This window comes from Microbulbifer mixtoriginis (SeqCode), from assembly GCF_052467705.1.
In genome coordinates this window covers 2,152,208-2,167,527 of sequence record NZ_CP174322.1, presented here as the reverse complement: position 1 = coordinate 2,167,527, position 15,320 = coordinate 2,152,208, and the positions used below count along the sequence as shown (strand labels likewise).

Sequence of the window (15,320 nt, the reverse complement as noted above, 5' to 3'; positions counted from 1 at the left end):
TATTGAAGTCCCACTGCAGTGTGCACATTGGTGCCAATTAGGTGTAAGTGTTCATAGCTGGCTCTTTTCAGATTCTTTCATCTCAAGCCAGTAATCCAACCCTTAAAGTCAGTGTGCCAAGAGGTAATTTGCTTGAGAAGTGAGTATGCTAGTATTCGCTCGGTTTGTAACGGGTAGCTATAGGTAAAGGCATTTGGTATACAGCCTCTTCAAAATATGGTTTATATCAAATTTTACTCACAACCTGTCTAGCTATACCTTTTGGTTAAGTAATTTTCTTACGCTTGAAGAACTAATAATAATGAGAAAATACTGAACATTTAATTTCATCAAGGGATTGCATATGACTCCAGATATTTTCACCGACTTAAAAATCCAGCAAATGATTAAATTTTGCTCTACCGGCTATGATGTATGGGGTAAAATTATCAAGAGAGATGTCAGCAACAACTACGTTGCTGGCCGCGATCGTTCTATAGAAGGTCAGATATATTGGAATCACCTTAACAGTGAAATTAGTTGTATTTTGGCTATTCACTCCTTTCTCAGGGAATACTTAACTTCTAAAGTGCCAGCTAGTGAAATCTCACAGCTTGACTCGATGAAAAACAGATTTTTGTTAACGGTTGTAGATTATCAAAGACTTTGTTCCACAGCACACCTTACAAACAATATTGACAAGAAAATTGAGAAAAATAATGCTCTCAAAAAAGACAGAAAAATTAACCTTGGCATTTCAACTTCTTCTTTAGCCTCATCCATCCATGATATCCCCTCAAAGATCAATGGAATTGTGGCCACTATACTTGCACTTAAAAGTCTAAAACAAAATCTTGGGGCGGTGGATACCAGTTGGAGCGAACACTATAGAGCTGTCCGTCGTGATTTTCTGGCTATTGCTTCAAATATCATTGGTCTTTTTGCACCAACAGCAGTAGGAAATACAATTATTGTCGCGTGGATGTATAGCGATATACGAGATCTTAAAAATTTTTATAAAACCGGCCTAGAATTATCAGAAAACAAGCAGAAACTCTTAGATGCTGCTGGCAAATTCAGTGGCGATACATCCATAGGCGACTTCTATACTTACGTGCTTGTAACAGCGCTGGCAGAGCATTACGGTTTTTCACCGAACAACGGAATTAAGTATAATCCACAGCATCCGCATCTGAATATGGCGAAAGTTATTATGGGGTAGAATATAATTATCGGCTATTTTACATCACAAGAAAATATCTATTCAAAGCGCAGAAATAGTAATATTGGTCAACCTTAGCATCGAGACAAGCTAGGCACATACATCGTTCTTTGCTACTATTTCTGCTCTTAAAATCAATAGGAAGAGTTATTAACTAATTCTCTTCAACTATTTTATAGGATACATCATTGAGCAAGGTGTTAATATTTGGCAATTCAGCCTCAGGAAAATCCACTCTAGCAAAGCATCTTTCCCAGAAGTTAGGACTTGCACATTTAGATTTAGACACTTTGGCATGGCTGCCAACCTCTCCCCCTCAAAGAATGCCTCTAGATAAATCTCAATTGAAGGTCATTGACTTTCTTGAGAAACATGAAAACTGGGTGGTAGAGGGGTGTTATACAGATTTATTAGAAATTCTGGCTGACCAAGCCACTGAAATCATATTTATGGATCTTAACATTGAGCAATGTATACACAATGCCAAGTCTAGGCCATGGGAACCGCATAAGTATGACTCTAAAGAAGCTCAAGATTCAAATCTAAATATGCTGGTTAATTGGATAAAGGATTATAAAACAAGGCTAGATACCTTTTCTTACGACTCACATTTGAAATTTTATGAATCCTTCCAAGGGAAGAAATCTATTTACAGTAAAAATCAAACTTATACTTAAAAAGGGTGATTCTACAATGCTACTAAGTATGTTTACTGGGCCTAAATAGTAAATAACTAATCAATGCTCCTACAGTTCCACCAACAAAGGGCATGAATAAATAATCCCAGCTCCAGGCCTTTGTTGCCAAAGCCACAGCCGGGTTTAAAATTCCGTATGAAGCGTTGTGGGATACAATCAACCCTAGCAGTAGTGAGCCACCCACAACAATCCCTGAGATGGCCTTACTTATATCTTTATTATATGTCGTAGACATAACCCCAAAACTAAAGAAAGCAGTTCCCAATGCTTCACCAATACCGCTAAAAACAGAGGCTTTATGAGAAACCAGCCAACCTTCCTGCCCCAATGGCACATACATGGTTACCATCAGTAACGCCAAAACTCCTCCACAAACTTGAACAATTACATAACCCAGAAAGTCTCTAAAGCTAATCTTCTTGGAAATTAACATGGAAAAAGAAATTGCTGGGTTGATATGACAGCCAGAAATACCCCCAAGGAGATAAACGCATAAGCCCAATGCAAGCCCCGCAGCAATAGGTGTCGCTATGGGAAAAGGGTTGCTTGGGGTTAGTGAGGTTAATACCGCTGCAGCGAGAATGAAGGTACCAATCAATTCTGCAGATAACTTTTGTATAAAAGTATAATTCATAGACATTCTCTCAACATCAGCAAATTATTCTCAGCATTAATACAATCGATTTGACTGAAAAATTGTTTTTCTATTCGGCGCTAAACAATTACCTAGATGATTGTAGACTATTAAACATCATAGAATGGCTTACTTTAGATCTGATTTTACATGCTTTTTATTTACCAAAGATGTTTCTATTGATTAAATAGCTTTCAATCATTGAAGAGTGATCACTGAGAATCTATGGGCTCCCTAATAACTTAAGTTAGAGCACCTTATATATTCTCTAAAGAGCTTCACAAAATCCCCTCTTCTTCATAATCTACTTTCACATCTTTACCTGTTACAAATAAAACACACACTACAAAGCCTGCCAAGGCAAGGTAGGCATTGACTGTAAAAGCTCTATCAATACCTGTGGGAAGATCTGGAGCCATAGCAACGATGGTGGTATTCATTCCTAATCCTAATGCCCCACCGGCTATTTGATACATATAAAGTATTGCTCCAGCTAGACTTGATCGGGATGGATCGACTACCGTTATCGCCGCAGTCGTTATTGTGGAATAGAAGAGTCCAACGCCAGCACCCAGAATCATCAAGCCGGGAATAAGCACCGGATAGGTGGTATTGGCAGTCATGTGCGAAAGCATAAACATTCCGATACACATACAAATGGTACCGGCAGAAACAATCACTTTAGCTCCAAGCTTTTCATACAAACTGCCAGATATATAGGAAACTATGCCAAATACCGCCATCATTGGTAACAACCCTATTCCAGAAAATGCTGCTGAGTAACCCCTAACTTTGGTAAGAAACTGAGGGATATAGAGCAATGCTGCAAAAAAGACCACAGAGAGTAGTAATGTTGCCATGCCCGCCGCAAAGAACTTATTATTTGTGGCTACATCTTCAGGGATTAAGGCATTCTTGCCAGCATTGCGTTCTACGATGATAAAAAGCCCCAAAAATATCAAGAAAACTGCAAATAAAGAGACTATCCAGGGGCTTTTAAAGCCAAAGTCTACCGCCAAATCCAGCGCAACGAGCAAACCAAACAAAGAGATAGACAGAGTCGTTACTCCTGCATAATCTATTTTTTCATCAACTTTATCCGGACTGTCATCGGCGATCACCTTCCAACAAACTAGGCAAGCCAGAATCGCAATGGGGATGTTAATAAAAAAGATCCAGCGCCAACTAGCTAAATCAGTTAGTATTCCTCCCAACATTGGCCCAATGGCATTGGATGCTCCGCAGACTGTCATAATTAGGCCACCCGCCAAGCCTGAACGATCCTCCGGCATTAATCCATAGATCATCCCCAGAATGGCCGGCCACATCATTGCGCCTCCAATACCCATTAGTGCCCGAGATATTAGGAGCATCCACATGTCTACAGCCAGTCCACCAAGAAGAGAAAAAAAGACAAAGATTGCAGTGCCGATAAAGAAGATACGTCGGCGCCCAAACATATCGGCCAAGCGCCCTCCGGAGATGATTAGAACGCCAAAAACCAGGGTATATCCGTTTATTACCCACTGAGCCGTAGTGATATCAGAGTTAAACTCCTTCTCCATTGCAGGAATCGCTACAGAGAAAGCTGTGAAGTCATTTGCAATAAGAAATACCGCTAGACTGAGTGCTACCAAACCCCAAAATTGGGTTTTTGTCAGGGGAGTCCTAGTTTCTGTCATGGTATCCTTCCCGGCACTTATTTTTACAGCACGAAATAAAAAATCGTTCTAGAAAGTTTGGCCTATCTGACCCTTTTAGTATTAATTTTTTGTGAGCGCATTACTTTTAGAAAGTCACTCAACCCAAAGTCTTTAGATGTTATTTATTATGCCTACAGATAGAACTGCTATTTTCGACAGTCATTTTCACATTATTACCCCTGGTTTTCCTCTTTTTTCAAATCAAGGATTTACACCTGATTTCTTTACCACCAGCGACTATTTGGACCGGGTAAAAAATTACGACCTTCTCGGTGGTGCAGTTATTTCTGGGTCTTTTCAGCGAAATGATCACACCTACCTAATGGATGCTCTAAAAAACCTAGGGAAGAATTTTGTAGGAGTGATCCAGCTTCCGCCAGATACCAGAGATGAAAAGATATTGGCGCTCAATGAACATGGCGTCCGTGCTGTAAGATTCAATCTAAAGCGTGGGGATTCAATCTCTGCAGCAACTATCAAGGATTTCGCACAAAGAGTCTATGATCTGGCCAATTGGCATGTAGAACTCTATGTAGATTCAGCCAACTTGGCCCCTCTAGAAAACACCTTACTAACCCTACCCAGCGTGTCTATTGATCACCTGGGATTGAGTCAATCTGGGCTCAAGTTGCTGCTATCTCTTGCCGAAAAAGGTGTACGAGTGAAAGCAACAGGATTTGGGCGCCTGGACTTCAATCCATCTAACGCCATTAAAGATCTTTATCAGGCTAACCCTAGCTGCCTTATGTTCGGTTCAGATTTACCGTCTACTAGAGCACCGCGTCCTTTTCGAGATGAGGATGTCACATTAATTAAAAATACTCTGGATGAAACGGGAGCTAACCAAGTTCTTTGGCAAAATGCAAAAGCATTTTATTTTCACCAGAATGAACGGATAGGAAGTTAATGTGTATTAACCTATCAATCAATATTGCCAACTTCAATGCTTAAGGCTTTGAAATTAATTTTTCAATAACCCAGAGCTCCCTCTTATACAAAGCAGCTTCTCAAAGTAAATAATGGTTTGTTTAAGTCCATCGTTTAGCTTTACTCTGGGCTCCCAATTAAGTAAAGATTTTGCCTGATCAATAACTGGTTTACGCTGACGAGGATCATCTCTAGGTAATGGTAGGTAGATCAATTTTGAAGATGACCCCGTTAATGAAAGTATACGCTGAGCCAGCTGACTAATAGTAATCTCAGATGGATTTCCCAGATTGATGGGTCCCGTTATGTTTGCTGGAGCCCCCATCAAGCGAATCAATCCTTCAACTAAGTCATCAACGTAGCAAAAGCTTCGTGTTTGTTGGCCCGTACCATATATGGTTATATCATCACCCTTAAGCGCCTGAACGATGAAGTTACTTATTACGCGCCCATCATTTGGGTGCATTCTTGGTCCGTATGTATTGAAAATCCTACCTACTTTAATTTGTAATCCATATTGACGGAAGTAACTGAAAAACAGAGTTTCAACACACCGTTTCCCTTCAATATAACATGAACGCATACAAACCGGATCTACCTTTCCCCAGTACTGCTCAGACTGAGGATGCACTTCAGGGTCTCCATAAACTTCGCTCGATGAAGCCTGGAGTATTTTGGCGTTAACTCGCTTTGAAAGGTCAAGCATGTTGATTGCGCCATTAATATTAACCTTTAGCGTCTGTACTGGATCAACCTGGTAATGAATTGGCGAAGCTGGGCAAGCCAGATTATAAATTTCATCAACATCAACATATAATGCGTTTGTTACATCATGCTGAATAAAATTGAAACATGAATTCGATAACAGATGTTTTATATTGTGCTTTACCCCCGTGTGTAAATTATCAGCGCAGTAGACATCATGCCCCTCTCCCAATAATTTTTCACATAGATGAGCCCCTAAGAAGCCGGCGCCACCTGCAACCAATATTCGTGACATTATAATTCCACATTTAAAATACCAAACCTATAACCTATAACCTATAACCTATAAATCATAGAAGCGAATAACACACCCGAGCCATAAAACCTATCAAATACACTATCTTTAAGATAGAGTTAAATATAGCCAATTATTATTTATGCCATAAAGATAATTGTATCACAATATTTCACGCCACTGTTAAATGGTAAGCCCCACAGGGATTTATAATTCAACCCATAACAGTGTCCTATTAAGACTCAGCCAAATTAGCCAAGGAAACACATTACTATTTGAGAGAACCACTCATTAACACTTACAAACCACTATCGATTAGTATTAATAACAACACAATCTTCTAGAATACACCTTATAAATCATTTATTTATATCAACTACTTGGATTTTCTGAAAATGGCATTAGGCACCCTCTTCTGCTTTGCTCACCGAGGTTACCAAGGCTTGTTTAGTGAAAACACGCTACAGGCAATTGGCGAAGCACTGGATTTGAAGGTTGGAGGAGTAGAAATTGATATATGGAATATTGGCGGTCAACTTCTTGTTACTCATGACAGGCGCCTAGGTCGTTTGCAACCTGGGAATACAATTATTACAGACATGCAACCAGAAACTCTTAGAGCTATGCCTCTACCTTGCGGCAGTAAGATTCCAACGCTACAAGAAGTCTTAGACTTAATAGGTGACAAGGCTCAATTAAACATAGAACTCAAAGGCCCTAATTGTGCGACACTATTGGCACAAGAGATTCGTACATTTGTTACAGATAGGGGGGCTACTTTTGATCAATATATAGTATCTTCATTTAATCAATTACAATTATATGAATGCCTACGCCTACTACCAGAAGTTCGCCGCGGTGTAATAATAGTTGGGATTCCCCTCGACCTAGCCGCATGTACAGCCCCTTTGAAAGCTTATTCACTACATACTGCTTTGGACTTCCTCCACAAAGATTTACTTAATGATGCCAAACATCGAGGGTTAAAAAACTATATTTTCACTGTAAACAACCCCGACGACTTAGTACTACTTTCCTCACAGGGTGTGGATGGAGTATTTACTGACAAACCACAAATTGTCTTGGATTTTAATAAGAAAATTATGGACACATAACCAACCAATCAATCAATAACTCAATCGGAAAATATTTCAACTTAAAAATAAAAACATTTACACGAACATTTAGCACCCATCTTAATTGATTGTCATACCCCTTAGCACTTCAAACTTGCAAAGCGGCTCTTTTTACAGACCAGGGTGACAAATCAAACAAAGGTGTCTCATCCAAAACTAGGCGCTTTAAATTCTCTCCAATCACTGGGGCAAACTTAAAGGCTTGACCTGAACCATGGCTAAAGATAAAAATATTTTTGCTCAAGCGGTCTAATACAAACCCTACGTCTGTACTCATTGTATAAGGACATAAGTGCGCCTCTGAGCGGGACCTAACACCTTCTATATAAGAAAATACAAAATCGTCTAGAATTTGCAGTAACTCTGTAGGAATCGTCATATTCGCAGAGTGAGTGTAATCTGACCTTTTTAACTTATCTGGTGCCCAATCAATACCTATTTTGATCAAACCTGTGCCGTTCTTCTTATCCCCCATACAAGGAAACCCATAGTAAAGCCCTTGATCAGGATCATTCTTTGCTTTTTCCTGAAAACAGAACCACTGTGGATAGGTATCCATACGATCTCTTTCAATCGTATAGTACGCCCATAACATTGGCCAAATCTGAAGCTGTACCTGATACCCAAATAGTTCAAGGAAATATCTAGACCAAGGGCCTGCTGCTATAATACAACGCTTGGATGAAGCTTTAGTACCATCCTCAAGTAGGACATTTACATCAGTACCATCAGAGACCGAAACCACTTTGGTTCCTAACCTAATTTTATGGCCACAACGAATCACTTCATTTTTCCAAAAACTTAAGGACTCGCCGGATAACACAGCGCCTGCTGCTGGCTCAAATAGCCCTTGCCAGCCTGGCTTGGTGCGCAGTGGCCAGCGCGCACTAATTTCCTTTGCAGTCAACTCTTCAAAAGGTATTGATTGCCTCTGCATGACTTGTTTAGCCGCACAGATACTCCCTTCAATGGTTTCCTCCCCCCAGTCTTCACCATAAAATAACAGGCCATGGGATACTCTAAGTTTTTTACCATAATGTTTTTCCTGAGATTCCCAAAGTACATTAGAATATTTTGCAGCTTGGCAGTAATATGGATTGGAGTACATCGCTCTGAACATTCTCGTACTACCGGAGCTACTACCAAAAGTATTTCCAATCTGGAATTGGTCACATACTAGAATGGAACCCACAGATTTACGTAACGCATAAGCCGAACTCAGCCCTGCCATACCCGCACCAATGATTATCACATCATAGTAGCTTGTCATCTTAACGCTCTAACCGTAGCCAACAAACTGTCTTCCTAAATAACTAAGATGGGGGTACCCGGATTCCAATTTTTTAAAGCAAGCTTCAGAAATTCTACTAAATATAAAATGATACACTTGCCGTGGACTCACAGATCGCCAAACCTCTGGATTGTAAAACTCAATAGAATCAGCCATCACTGCACCGGCACTAGAAAGCCCTTCATCAAATACTATCGTGCCTTTTTCTTCCAATATTTGTTGAGCGACAGTTGCAAAAGGTAAGTTAGCCACACAAACTAACACTCTAGCTTTTAGATTCCTGGCCAAAGCCACATCAATTATCCGGGAGGCTGATGCGAGAACAATAATATCCCAGTCCTGTAAAATCCAATTTTCTATATTTTCAGAATTTACGGCACCTGAAATATTCCCCCGCTCCAAGATATGATCATAAACAGATACCAGCTCTCCCATTTTTACCAACCTTTTAACGATTCTGCTCCCAACAGCTCCTGCACCATGCACTAGAACCCTTGCCCTTGGTATATTAAGTGCAGATTTTCCCGCTGCAATAGCACCTAAAGCACCTGATGCCGTAGCTTCTGCATAATGCATCTTCGAACCTAATGCCGCTAACACATATTGGGTTTTCGCAGCTAGACGCATCACTTGCGTGTTTCCAAAGTTAAGGTCTGCGCCGGTGAACATATCCCCTTTTCTTTTATTGAGCTCTGATGCTGCTATGTTAATAATTTCATCAATGGATCCTTGCCATATGCTGTTGACATTTGCAACAATTTTCCCACCCCTAAATCCTGTATGATAAGTTTGGTGCTTAATCTGCATTCGCTCTGCTAACTGACAAGCTTCATCAGCAGCATATTCATCCTTTTGATACTCTAATACTCTCAAGCCACCATTCGCTGGCAGCGAACTTCTTTTAGCGCAAGCGAAGTGGAGTGTTCCGCATGACATTTCAATCGAAAGTAAATCTACGCTCATGATAGATCCACCGTATTAGCGACGCTCCAAACGAATATAGTGATGAACATAATCCATACTATATTTATCAGGGCTATTAAAAATACGTTCTTGCAACTCATCATATAACTTTTTAATCGCAGTTGAACTTCCTCCATGTTCAACAATTGATGTATGAAATGTTCGCTCACTCCAACTCCGTATAGTTTTCATCAGCCCCTCGGAAAAGGCTGAAGCATTTCCATCCAAATCAAACTGACTGCGATATGGGCATGGTGTCATTTGTATTGACACTTCATGCACGATCCAGTTTTTCTTATGATGAGACATATTTAAAACCTGCCAAATATCTTCATCTGTGCGATAATAATTTTGAAAGACTGCCCCTTCAAAGGCACTTTTCGATACTTCTCCAGCTTTATACAGCTGCAACCAAATATCATACAGCGTGTCGAACATGTCTTTATCTTTTGCGTTATTGCCCAGCAAATGGCCGCTATCATCCTGAGCCAAATCCACAAGGACAAACTGACCACCCACTTCAAACTCCCAGGCTCTCGCCTCAAGCAGTGAATCAAAATCATTCACGGACTGCGCTCTAAAGGGTTCGCGCCGCAAGCCACGCACCTTGTTTGCGTGTATGTGCTCTATAAAAGTGCCAGGTATTTTAGATAGCCAGTGCATTGTGGTAGCCGCCAGAGCAATATTGATTGAAGCCTGGGGGGCCACATGACTATAAAAGCTACTGGGTTGTATAAAGACCACTAGATTTTCAAACTTAGCTCTTAATTCGTTTAGATTATCAGCGAGTGTTAACAGATTACTGGATGGTAAATCATTAGCGATATGGCATATCGTTTTATCACCGAGTTTTTTAAATACTCGCCCCCATAACTCCATAGAAGTACCACCATCTGCAGCGCCATAATCGATAGTGTTACAAAATTTTTTATTTGGTATAGAATCCAAGGCGCGCAGAAAAAAAGGCCAACTATTATCGATACAGATCTTAGCTCCCAAGGTTTCCTGGGAGTAATTCTGTAACATCCCTATACTCATAGACTAATCCGCCCTCTGTGTTTCTTGCCACTTCCTGACTAAACAGGAAGCATTTAGAGGAATTATAATGTTGACTGATTACCGCATGGTGGGCGAACTCTTGGTAGTTACAAAGAAAATAATACGGACTAAGATTTAAAATATCCTTAGAAACAAGCTCTAAAATTTAGCAATTTCCCTCCATATCAACCCTTCGTACACTCTCACCCTACACAACCAACTCTATAAAGACTGCTTACCTAAGAGTGATTCCTCCTAGAGACATATTGTCCCCAAAAAAGATTAATGCTGGTGTAAATATCCAGAAAATATTGATTATTAGAAAAAAGGAGTTTTTAGGTTTTCTGATAATAAATGGAGTTACTATTCTTTTAGAAATTTTATTTTGTACTCCCTACCCTACAAGGCTCCCCTTCAATAAACAAAACTGATACCACCAGACCGATGAGTGCTAAGTAGGCATTAATCGTGAAAGCTCGGTCTATACCGGTTGACAGATCTGGGGCTAAGGCAATTATGGTGGTATTCATTCCCAAGCCCAATGCACCGCCGGCAATCTGGAACATATAGATAATCCCGCCAGCCAGACTCGATCGGTTGCGGGCAACAATGGTCACTGCAACTGTAGTCACCGTCGAAAAGAAAAAACCAACCCCGGCACCAAGCACCAATAGGCCTGGTATCAACTCTCGGAAGCTGGTATTTACTTGTATATGGGAGAGCATAAACATTGCTGCACTGATAAATACCGAGCCTATCGCTATGATCACCTTGGCTCCTATTTTTTCGTAAAGCCTACCGGATATATAGGAAACCAAGCCGTAGGCCATCATCATCGGCATCAGCCCAATACCGGCCAATGTTGGGGAATAACCCCGCACTTTGGTGAGAAACTGTGGAATATATACAAGCGCAGAAAAGAAGACTACAGAAAGCAATAAGGTCACTACACATGCCGCAAAGAAACGCCTGTTACTCATAACATCTTTGGGAATTAGTGCATCACTACCGGCATTACGCTCAACAGCAGTAAAGCTCCCTAGAAAAAACACGCTAATGATAAATAAGAGGACGACTATCGGACTTTTAAAGCCCAGCTCTACGACAAGATCCAAGGCCATTAACAAGCTAAACAAAGAAATAGAGAGTGTCGTCACTCCCAAGTAGTCAATATGCTCTTCAATCTTCTCTGGTTTATCATCAGCGACTGTTTTCCAGCACCCTAAACACACTAATGCAGCGACTATAACATCGAGAAGAAATATCCATCGCCAACTCGCAAACTCGGTTAAAAAGCCTCCTAACATTGGGGCAAAGGAGTCAGAGATTCCACACACTCCCATGATCAGGCCGCCGGCCAGGCCCGCGCGCTCTTTTGGTATGAGTTCATAGACCATCCCCAATATTGCCGGCCACATCAGTGCCCCACCAATTCCCATCAAGGCCCTGGACACTAGCAACATCCAAATATCCATGGATAAAGCGGCAAGCAGCGAAAAGAAGGCAAAAAAACCTGCACCTATAAAAAAAATGCGTCGTCGCCCATAAATATCAGCCAAGCGTCCACCCGTGATAATCAGAACACCAAATACGAGGATGTAGCCGTTGATAATCCACTGGGCTCTTGTAATGTCAGAATTAAACTCTTGCTCAATGGTGGGGATGGCGGCGGGGAATATGGTTAGATCATTTGCCACCAAAAATACAGCGAAGCTGAGGCCAATCAGCGCCAACAACCTCTCTTTACTTTTGGAAGTATTGGAATCTGCCATTGAGTTCTACCGAGCGCGCTCTTTCATCAGAGCAAAGACCATTGCTTTGACAGTTTGGCTTATTAGGTCGTAGAGCAACGGACTCGGTAGAAGATTGGCGTGCCTGGAGAAACCAGAAGAAGTCCAAGAACGCATCAGGCAACTCCAGGGGGAGCTGCCAAGATTGATTACTGACTATATTCCTGGATCGGTTGGAAATCAGGGTTAGCGCCACAGGAAGAGCGTACCACCAGTTCGGTTGGCAGCACTGCTGGCTCTGCTGTCTTATCACCGATCAACTGCATCATCTTCTCCACCATCAGCTCACCGCCGCGCTGGATATTCTGTCGCACAGTCGTTAGTGGGGGCGTATAGAAAGGCGCGATGGGGATATCATCAAATCCAACTACTGCAATATCGTCGGGAACCTTGTAACCCTGGCTCTGCAAAGCCTTGATGGCTCCCATTGCAATGCTGTCACTTGCGGCGAAAATCGCATCGAAGCTCAACCCCTCGGTTTTTAGCAAGTCTGCAATGGATTGATAACCGCTTTCACTGGAGAAAGAAACCTGAATTTGACGCTCGCTATTACCCAGCCCCTCTGCGGTAAGCGCGACCCTATAACCCTCGTAGCGACCGTAAATCTCGGGGTGCGCAGTATCACCAAGAAAGAGGATGTTACGACGGCCCAGCTTGAGTAGGTGCTCGGTGGCCTGGCGCCCTCCCATCTGATTGTCACTACTTACAATGCAGTAATCGAGATCTGGTTTGGTAGTACCTCCCCATACTACCAACGGATCGCCCTGGCGTTGTAGTTCACGCAGGGGGCTGTCGTCCACCCCTTGGCCAATCACAATTACCCCATCGGCGCGGCGAGACCCCATTAAGTAGGCATGCCAATCGTCACTTGTAACGATACGATTTGAAAACAGTAGATCATATCGGTGCTCGGCCAAGCGATCGGCAATCGCGCCAATCATGTCCAACATAAAGGGGTCGGAAAAAGTCTGGCCTCCGGCGCTGCCGGTATTGATGACGACAGAAATGGTATGGCTGCGTTTTAAACGCAGATTGCGTGCACTCTCGTTGATTTTGTAATTCATACTACGCGCGATTTGCTGAATACGCTCCCGAGTCTTTTCATTGATTAGCGGGTTGTTATTCAGCGCGCGGGAAACAGTGGATTCAGAAACTCCCGCCAGCCGTGCAATATCGGACATGGAGACGGGAGAGGAGGAATCCTTAGGCATGCGTACTTCACCTTGTTCGCGGGAAATACGCCATCTTAGGCGTGCTACAAGAGTTTGTAAAATGAACCCTGATAGCTCAAACCGCCAGCCTAGCTGAGGCCCCAATTTCTCGCCCTTCCACTGCCCTACGGAAAAAGAACAAGCTGACTAGAATTACCGAGATCGGCACCAGTGATAAGTAAAAGGCCACTTGGCCATCAAAGGCTTCAAAAACCGAACCCGTAATCAGGGAACCGGTAGTGCCCCCCAGTGCAGAAAAAATCACCAATAGCCCGGTCATCGCCGAATGCTGATGGGTCGGTAGTGAACTCAGCATCACCGAGTTGATTGCCGGATAAATGGGAGCCATAAACAGGCCAATCAGAGGCAGAATAAAGGCCGCAATCGGCGCATTAAACCAGTTGATATCCGGGTTGGCCTGCACATCACTGGATAGCGGAAGAGTCAGTACCACCAGTAATGCCATTGCCAGCAGGCAGACATTCAGCACTGGATACCAGTGTAAACGCCGCATAATAGCCCCTGCCCCCAAGCGGCCCAAGGCGAGCCCTGCGGCAAAAATACTGGCAGCCTGGACGCTCATCGCCGCTGGTAGCTTCAAAATTTCATTGTTAAACGTGGGCAACCAGCTGCCGATACCCTGTTCGATCAACACATAGATAAAAACGGAAATTACATAAATATAAACCAGGGGCTTGGCCATCAGTTTTATCATTGCCCAGAAATCCTGCCGTGGACTGGTGCCCTCAACCCGGGTACCCGACTCATCCATTTTTGTCAGCGACAATAAAATAAAGGCAAACAGACAAATCGCGGCCAGCACCCAATACACACTCAACCAAGCTGTGGAACCTGGATTTGCAGAGTCGATAAAGGCACTAAACAGCCAATACCCACCAAGAACCCCCACCATAAATACCCCCTCCAGGGTATTCACCATACTCGCATGTTCATTTGGACCACGGGTTAACAGGCCCACAGTTGAATAAACCGCGACCTTCACCAAGGCAAATGCGACTCCCACGGAAAGGAACAGTAGCTTTGCTGTCCAGAAACCTGGCAATAGGGGCATGGCAATACAAGCCCCGGTAACAATAGCGAGCCCCATCAGCATGGCGCGCTTAAATCCGAAACGCGGCAGTTGCGAAGCCACCAGAAAAGATACGATGCCGATGGGGATATCCTTAAAGCCCTCCAATACACTGGCTGCAGATTTACTCACGCCGTAAGTATTAATCACCTGCAGTATCACAGTGCCGACACTGTTCAAGAGAATGGCGAATACAAAGTAGATGGCGAATAGGGAAAGCAGTATGCGCTGATTGTTCATAAGGAAATCTTTATCGGTCTATGGCTCAGGCGTACAGCCGTACCAGCCTGTTATTGTACATTTTTCGATCTCTTAGTGTGGGTTGATGACTGTAAATTTTCACGCCCCCAGAACTCAGCAGTATGACTTACCACAAAAGAATTGCAATCGTTTGCAATATTTCAAGCTGCCAAACAGAGACCATTCCGCGATCGCCGGTCAGACAAGCGGGTTACTAGATAACAACAATGCCAATAAATTCTTTATTATCAATAAGTTAATGGATATTTATACTCACAAATAGCACATAGTTACCGTGCAAGGAGATTTTTTACCTCCGAAATGCAATCGATTGCATTTCAATGTGTACAAGCGATAGACTGCAGGCAGTTGCCCAAAGCACTAATTACTTTGGCAAA

Annotated in this window: 13 protein-coding genes; 4 read left to right on the top strand and 9 right to left on the bottom strand. The window is 42.5% G+C overall.

The features are described 5' to 3' along the window. The first annotated feature begins 343 nt into the window (after positions 1–343). Positions 344–1,201, top strand: a complete 858-nt coding sequence (locus ACJJIB_RS09740; RefSeq protein ID WP_444888718.1) for a hypothetical protein — start codon at positions 344–346, stop codon at positions 1,199–1,201. A gap of 197 nt (positions 1,202–1,398) precedes the next feature. Continuing rightward, the gene (locus tag ACJJIB_RS09735; RefSeq protein ID WP_444888923.1) at positions 1,399–1,878 is read left to right on the top strand and encodes an AAA family ATPase; all 480 of its coding nucleotides are present in this window, start codon (positions 1,399–1,401) and stop codon (positions 1,876–1,878) included. Positions 1,879–1,900: 22 nt separating this feature from the next. On the opposite strand, the gene ACJJIB_RS09730 is transcribed toward ACJJIB_RS09735, so the two are convergent. Both ACJJIB_RS09730 and ACJJIB_RS09725 read right to left on the bottom strand, forming a co-directional pair. Beyond that, positions 1,901–2,533, bottom strand: coding sequence for an MIP/aquaporin family protein (locus ACJJIB_RS09730; protein WP_444888717.1), 633 nt, complete (start codon positions 2,531–2,533; stop codon positions 1,901–1,903). Between the two features lie 278 nt (positions 2,534–2,811). Further along, a complete protein-coding gene (locus tag ACJJIB_RS09725; RefSeq protein WP_444885300.1) occupies positions 2,812–4,215 on the bottom strand; it encodes an MFS transporter in 1,404 nt (467 codons plus the stop codon). A gap of 136 nt (positions 4,216–4,351) precedes the next feature. On the opposite strand from ACJJIB_RS09725, the gene ACJJIB_RS09720 reads away from it, so the two are divergent. After that, the gene (locus ACJJIB_RS09720) at positions 4,352–5,143 is read left to right on the top strand and encodes an amidohydrolase family protein (RefSeq protein WP_444888716.1); all 792 of its coding nucleotides are present in this window, start codon (positions 4,352–4,354) and stop codon (positions 5,141–5,143) included. Positions 5,144–5,197: 54 nt separating this feature from the next. Here the strand turns inward: ACJJIB_RS09720 and ACJJIB_RS09715 are convergent, their stop codons facing one another. Beyond that, on the bottom strand, positions 5,198–6,163 hold the full coding sequence (locus ACJJIB_RS09715; protein ID WP_444888715.1) for a UDP-glucuronic acid decarboxylase family protein: 966 nt from the start codon (positions 6,161–6,163) through the stop codon (positions 5,198–5,200). A gap of 395 nt (positions 6,164–6,558) precedes the next feature. On the opposite strand from ACJJIB_RS09715, the gene ACJJIB_RS09710 reads away from it, so the two are divergent. After that, entirely contained in the window at positions 6,559–7,278 is a 720-nt protein-coding gene (locus ACJJIB_RS09710; RefSeq protein ID WP_444888714.1) for a glycerophosphodiester phosphodiesterase, read from the top strand. 109 nt (positions 7,279–7,387) lie between these two features. Here ACJJIB_RS09710 and ACJJIB_RS09705 read toward each other — a convergent pair whose 3' ends face one another. The 6 genes from ACJJIB_RS09705 to ACJJIB_RS09680 form a co-directional block, all read right to left on the bottom strand. Continuing rightward, entirely contained in the window at positions 7,388–8,569 is a 1,182-nt protein-coding gene (locus tag ACJJIB_RS09705; RefSeq protein ID WP_444888713.1) for an FAD-dependent oxidoreductase, read from the bottom strand. A gap of 9 nt (positions 8,570–8,578) precedes the next feature. Further along, positions 8,579–9,553, bottom strand: coding sequence for an NAD(P)-dependent oxidoreductase (locus ACJJIB_RS09700; RefSeq protein ID WP_444888712.1), 975 nt, complete (start codon positions 9,551–9,553; stop codon positions 8,579–8,581). Between the two features lie 15 nt (positions 9,554–9,568). Further along, positions 9,569–10,591, bottom strand: a complete 1,023-nt coding sequence (locus ACJJIB_RS09695) for a class I SAM-dependent methyltransferase (protein WP_444888711.1) — start codon at positions 10,589–10,591, stop codon at positions 9,569–9,571. A 380-nt stretch (positions 10,592–10,971) separates the two neighbouring features. Then, the gene (locus ACJJIB_RS09690) at positions 10,972–12,324 is read right to left on the bottom strand and encodes an MFS transporter (protein WP_444888710.1); all 1,353 of its coding nucleotides are present in this window, start codon (positions 12,322–12,324) and stop codon (positions 10,972–10,974) included. 206 nt (positions 12,325–12,530) lie between these two features. Next, positions 12,531–13,592 (bottom strand): LacI family DNA-binding transcriptional regulator, encoded by a 1,062-nt coding sequence (locus ACJJIB_RS09685; RefSeq protein WP_444888709.1) that lies wholly within the window; start codon positions 13,590–13,592, stop codon positions 12,531–12,533. 76 nt (positions 13,593–13,668) lie between these two features. After that, positions 13,669–14,922 carry an MFS transporter gene (locus ACJJIB_RS09680; protein ID WP_444885308.1) on the bottom strand — a complete coding sequence of 418 codons (1,254 nt, stop codon included), beginning with the start codon at positions 14,920–14,922 and terminating at the stop codon, positions 13,669–13,671. Positions 14,923–15,320 lie beyond the last annotated feature (398 nt).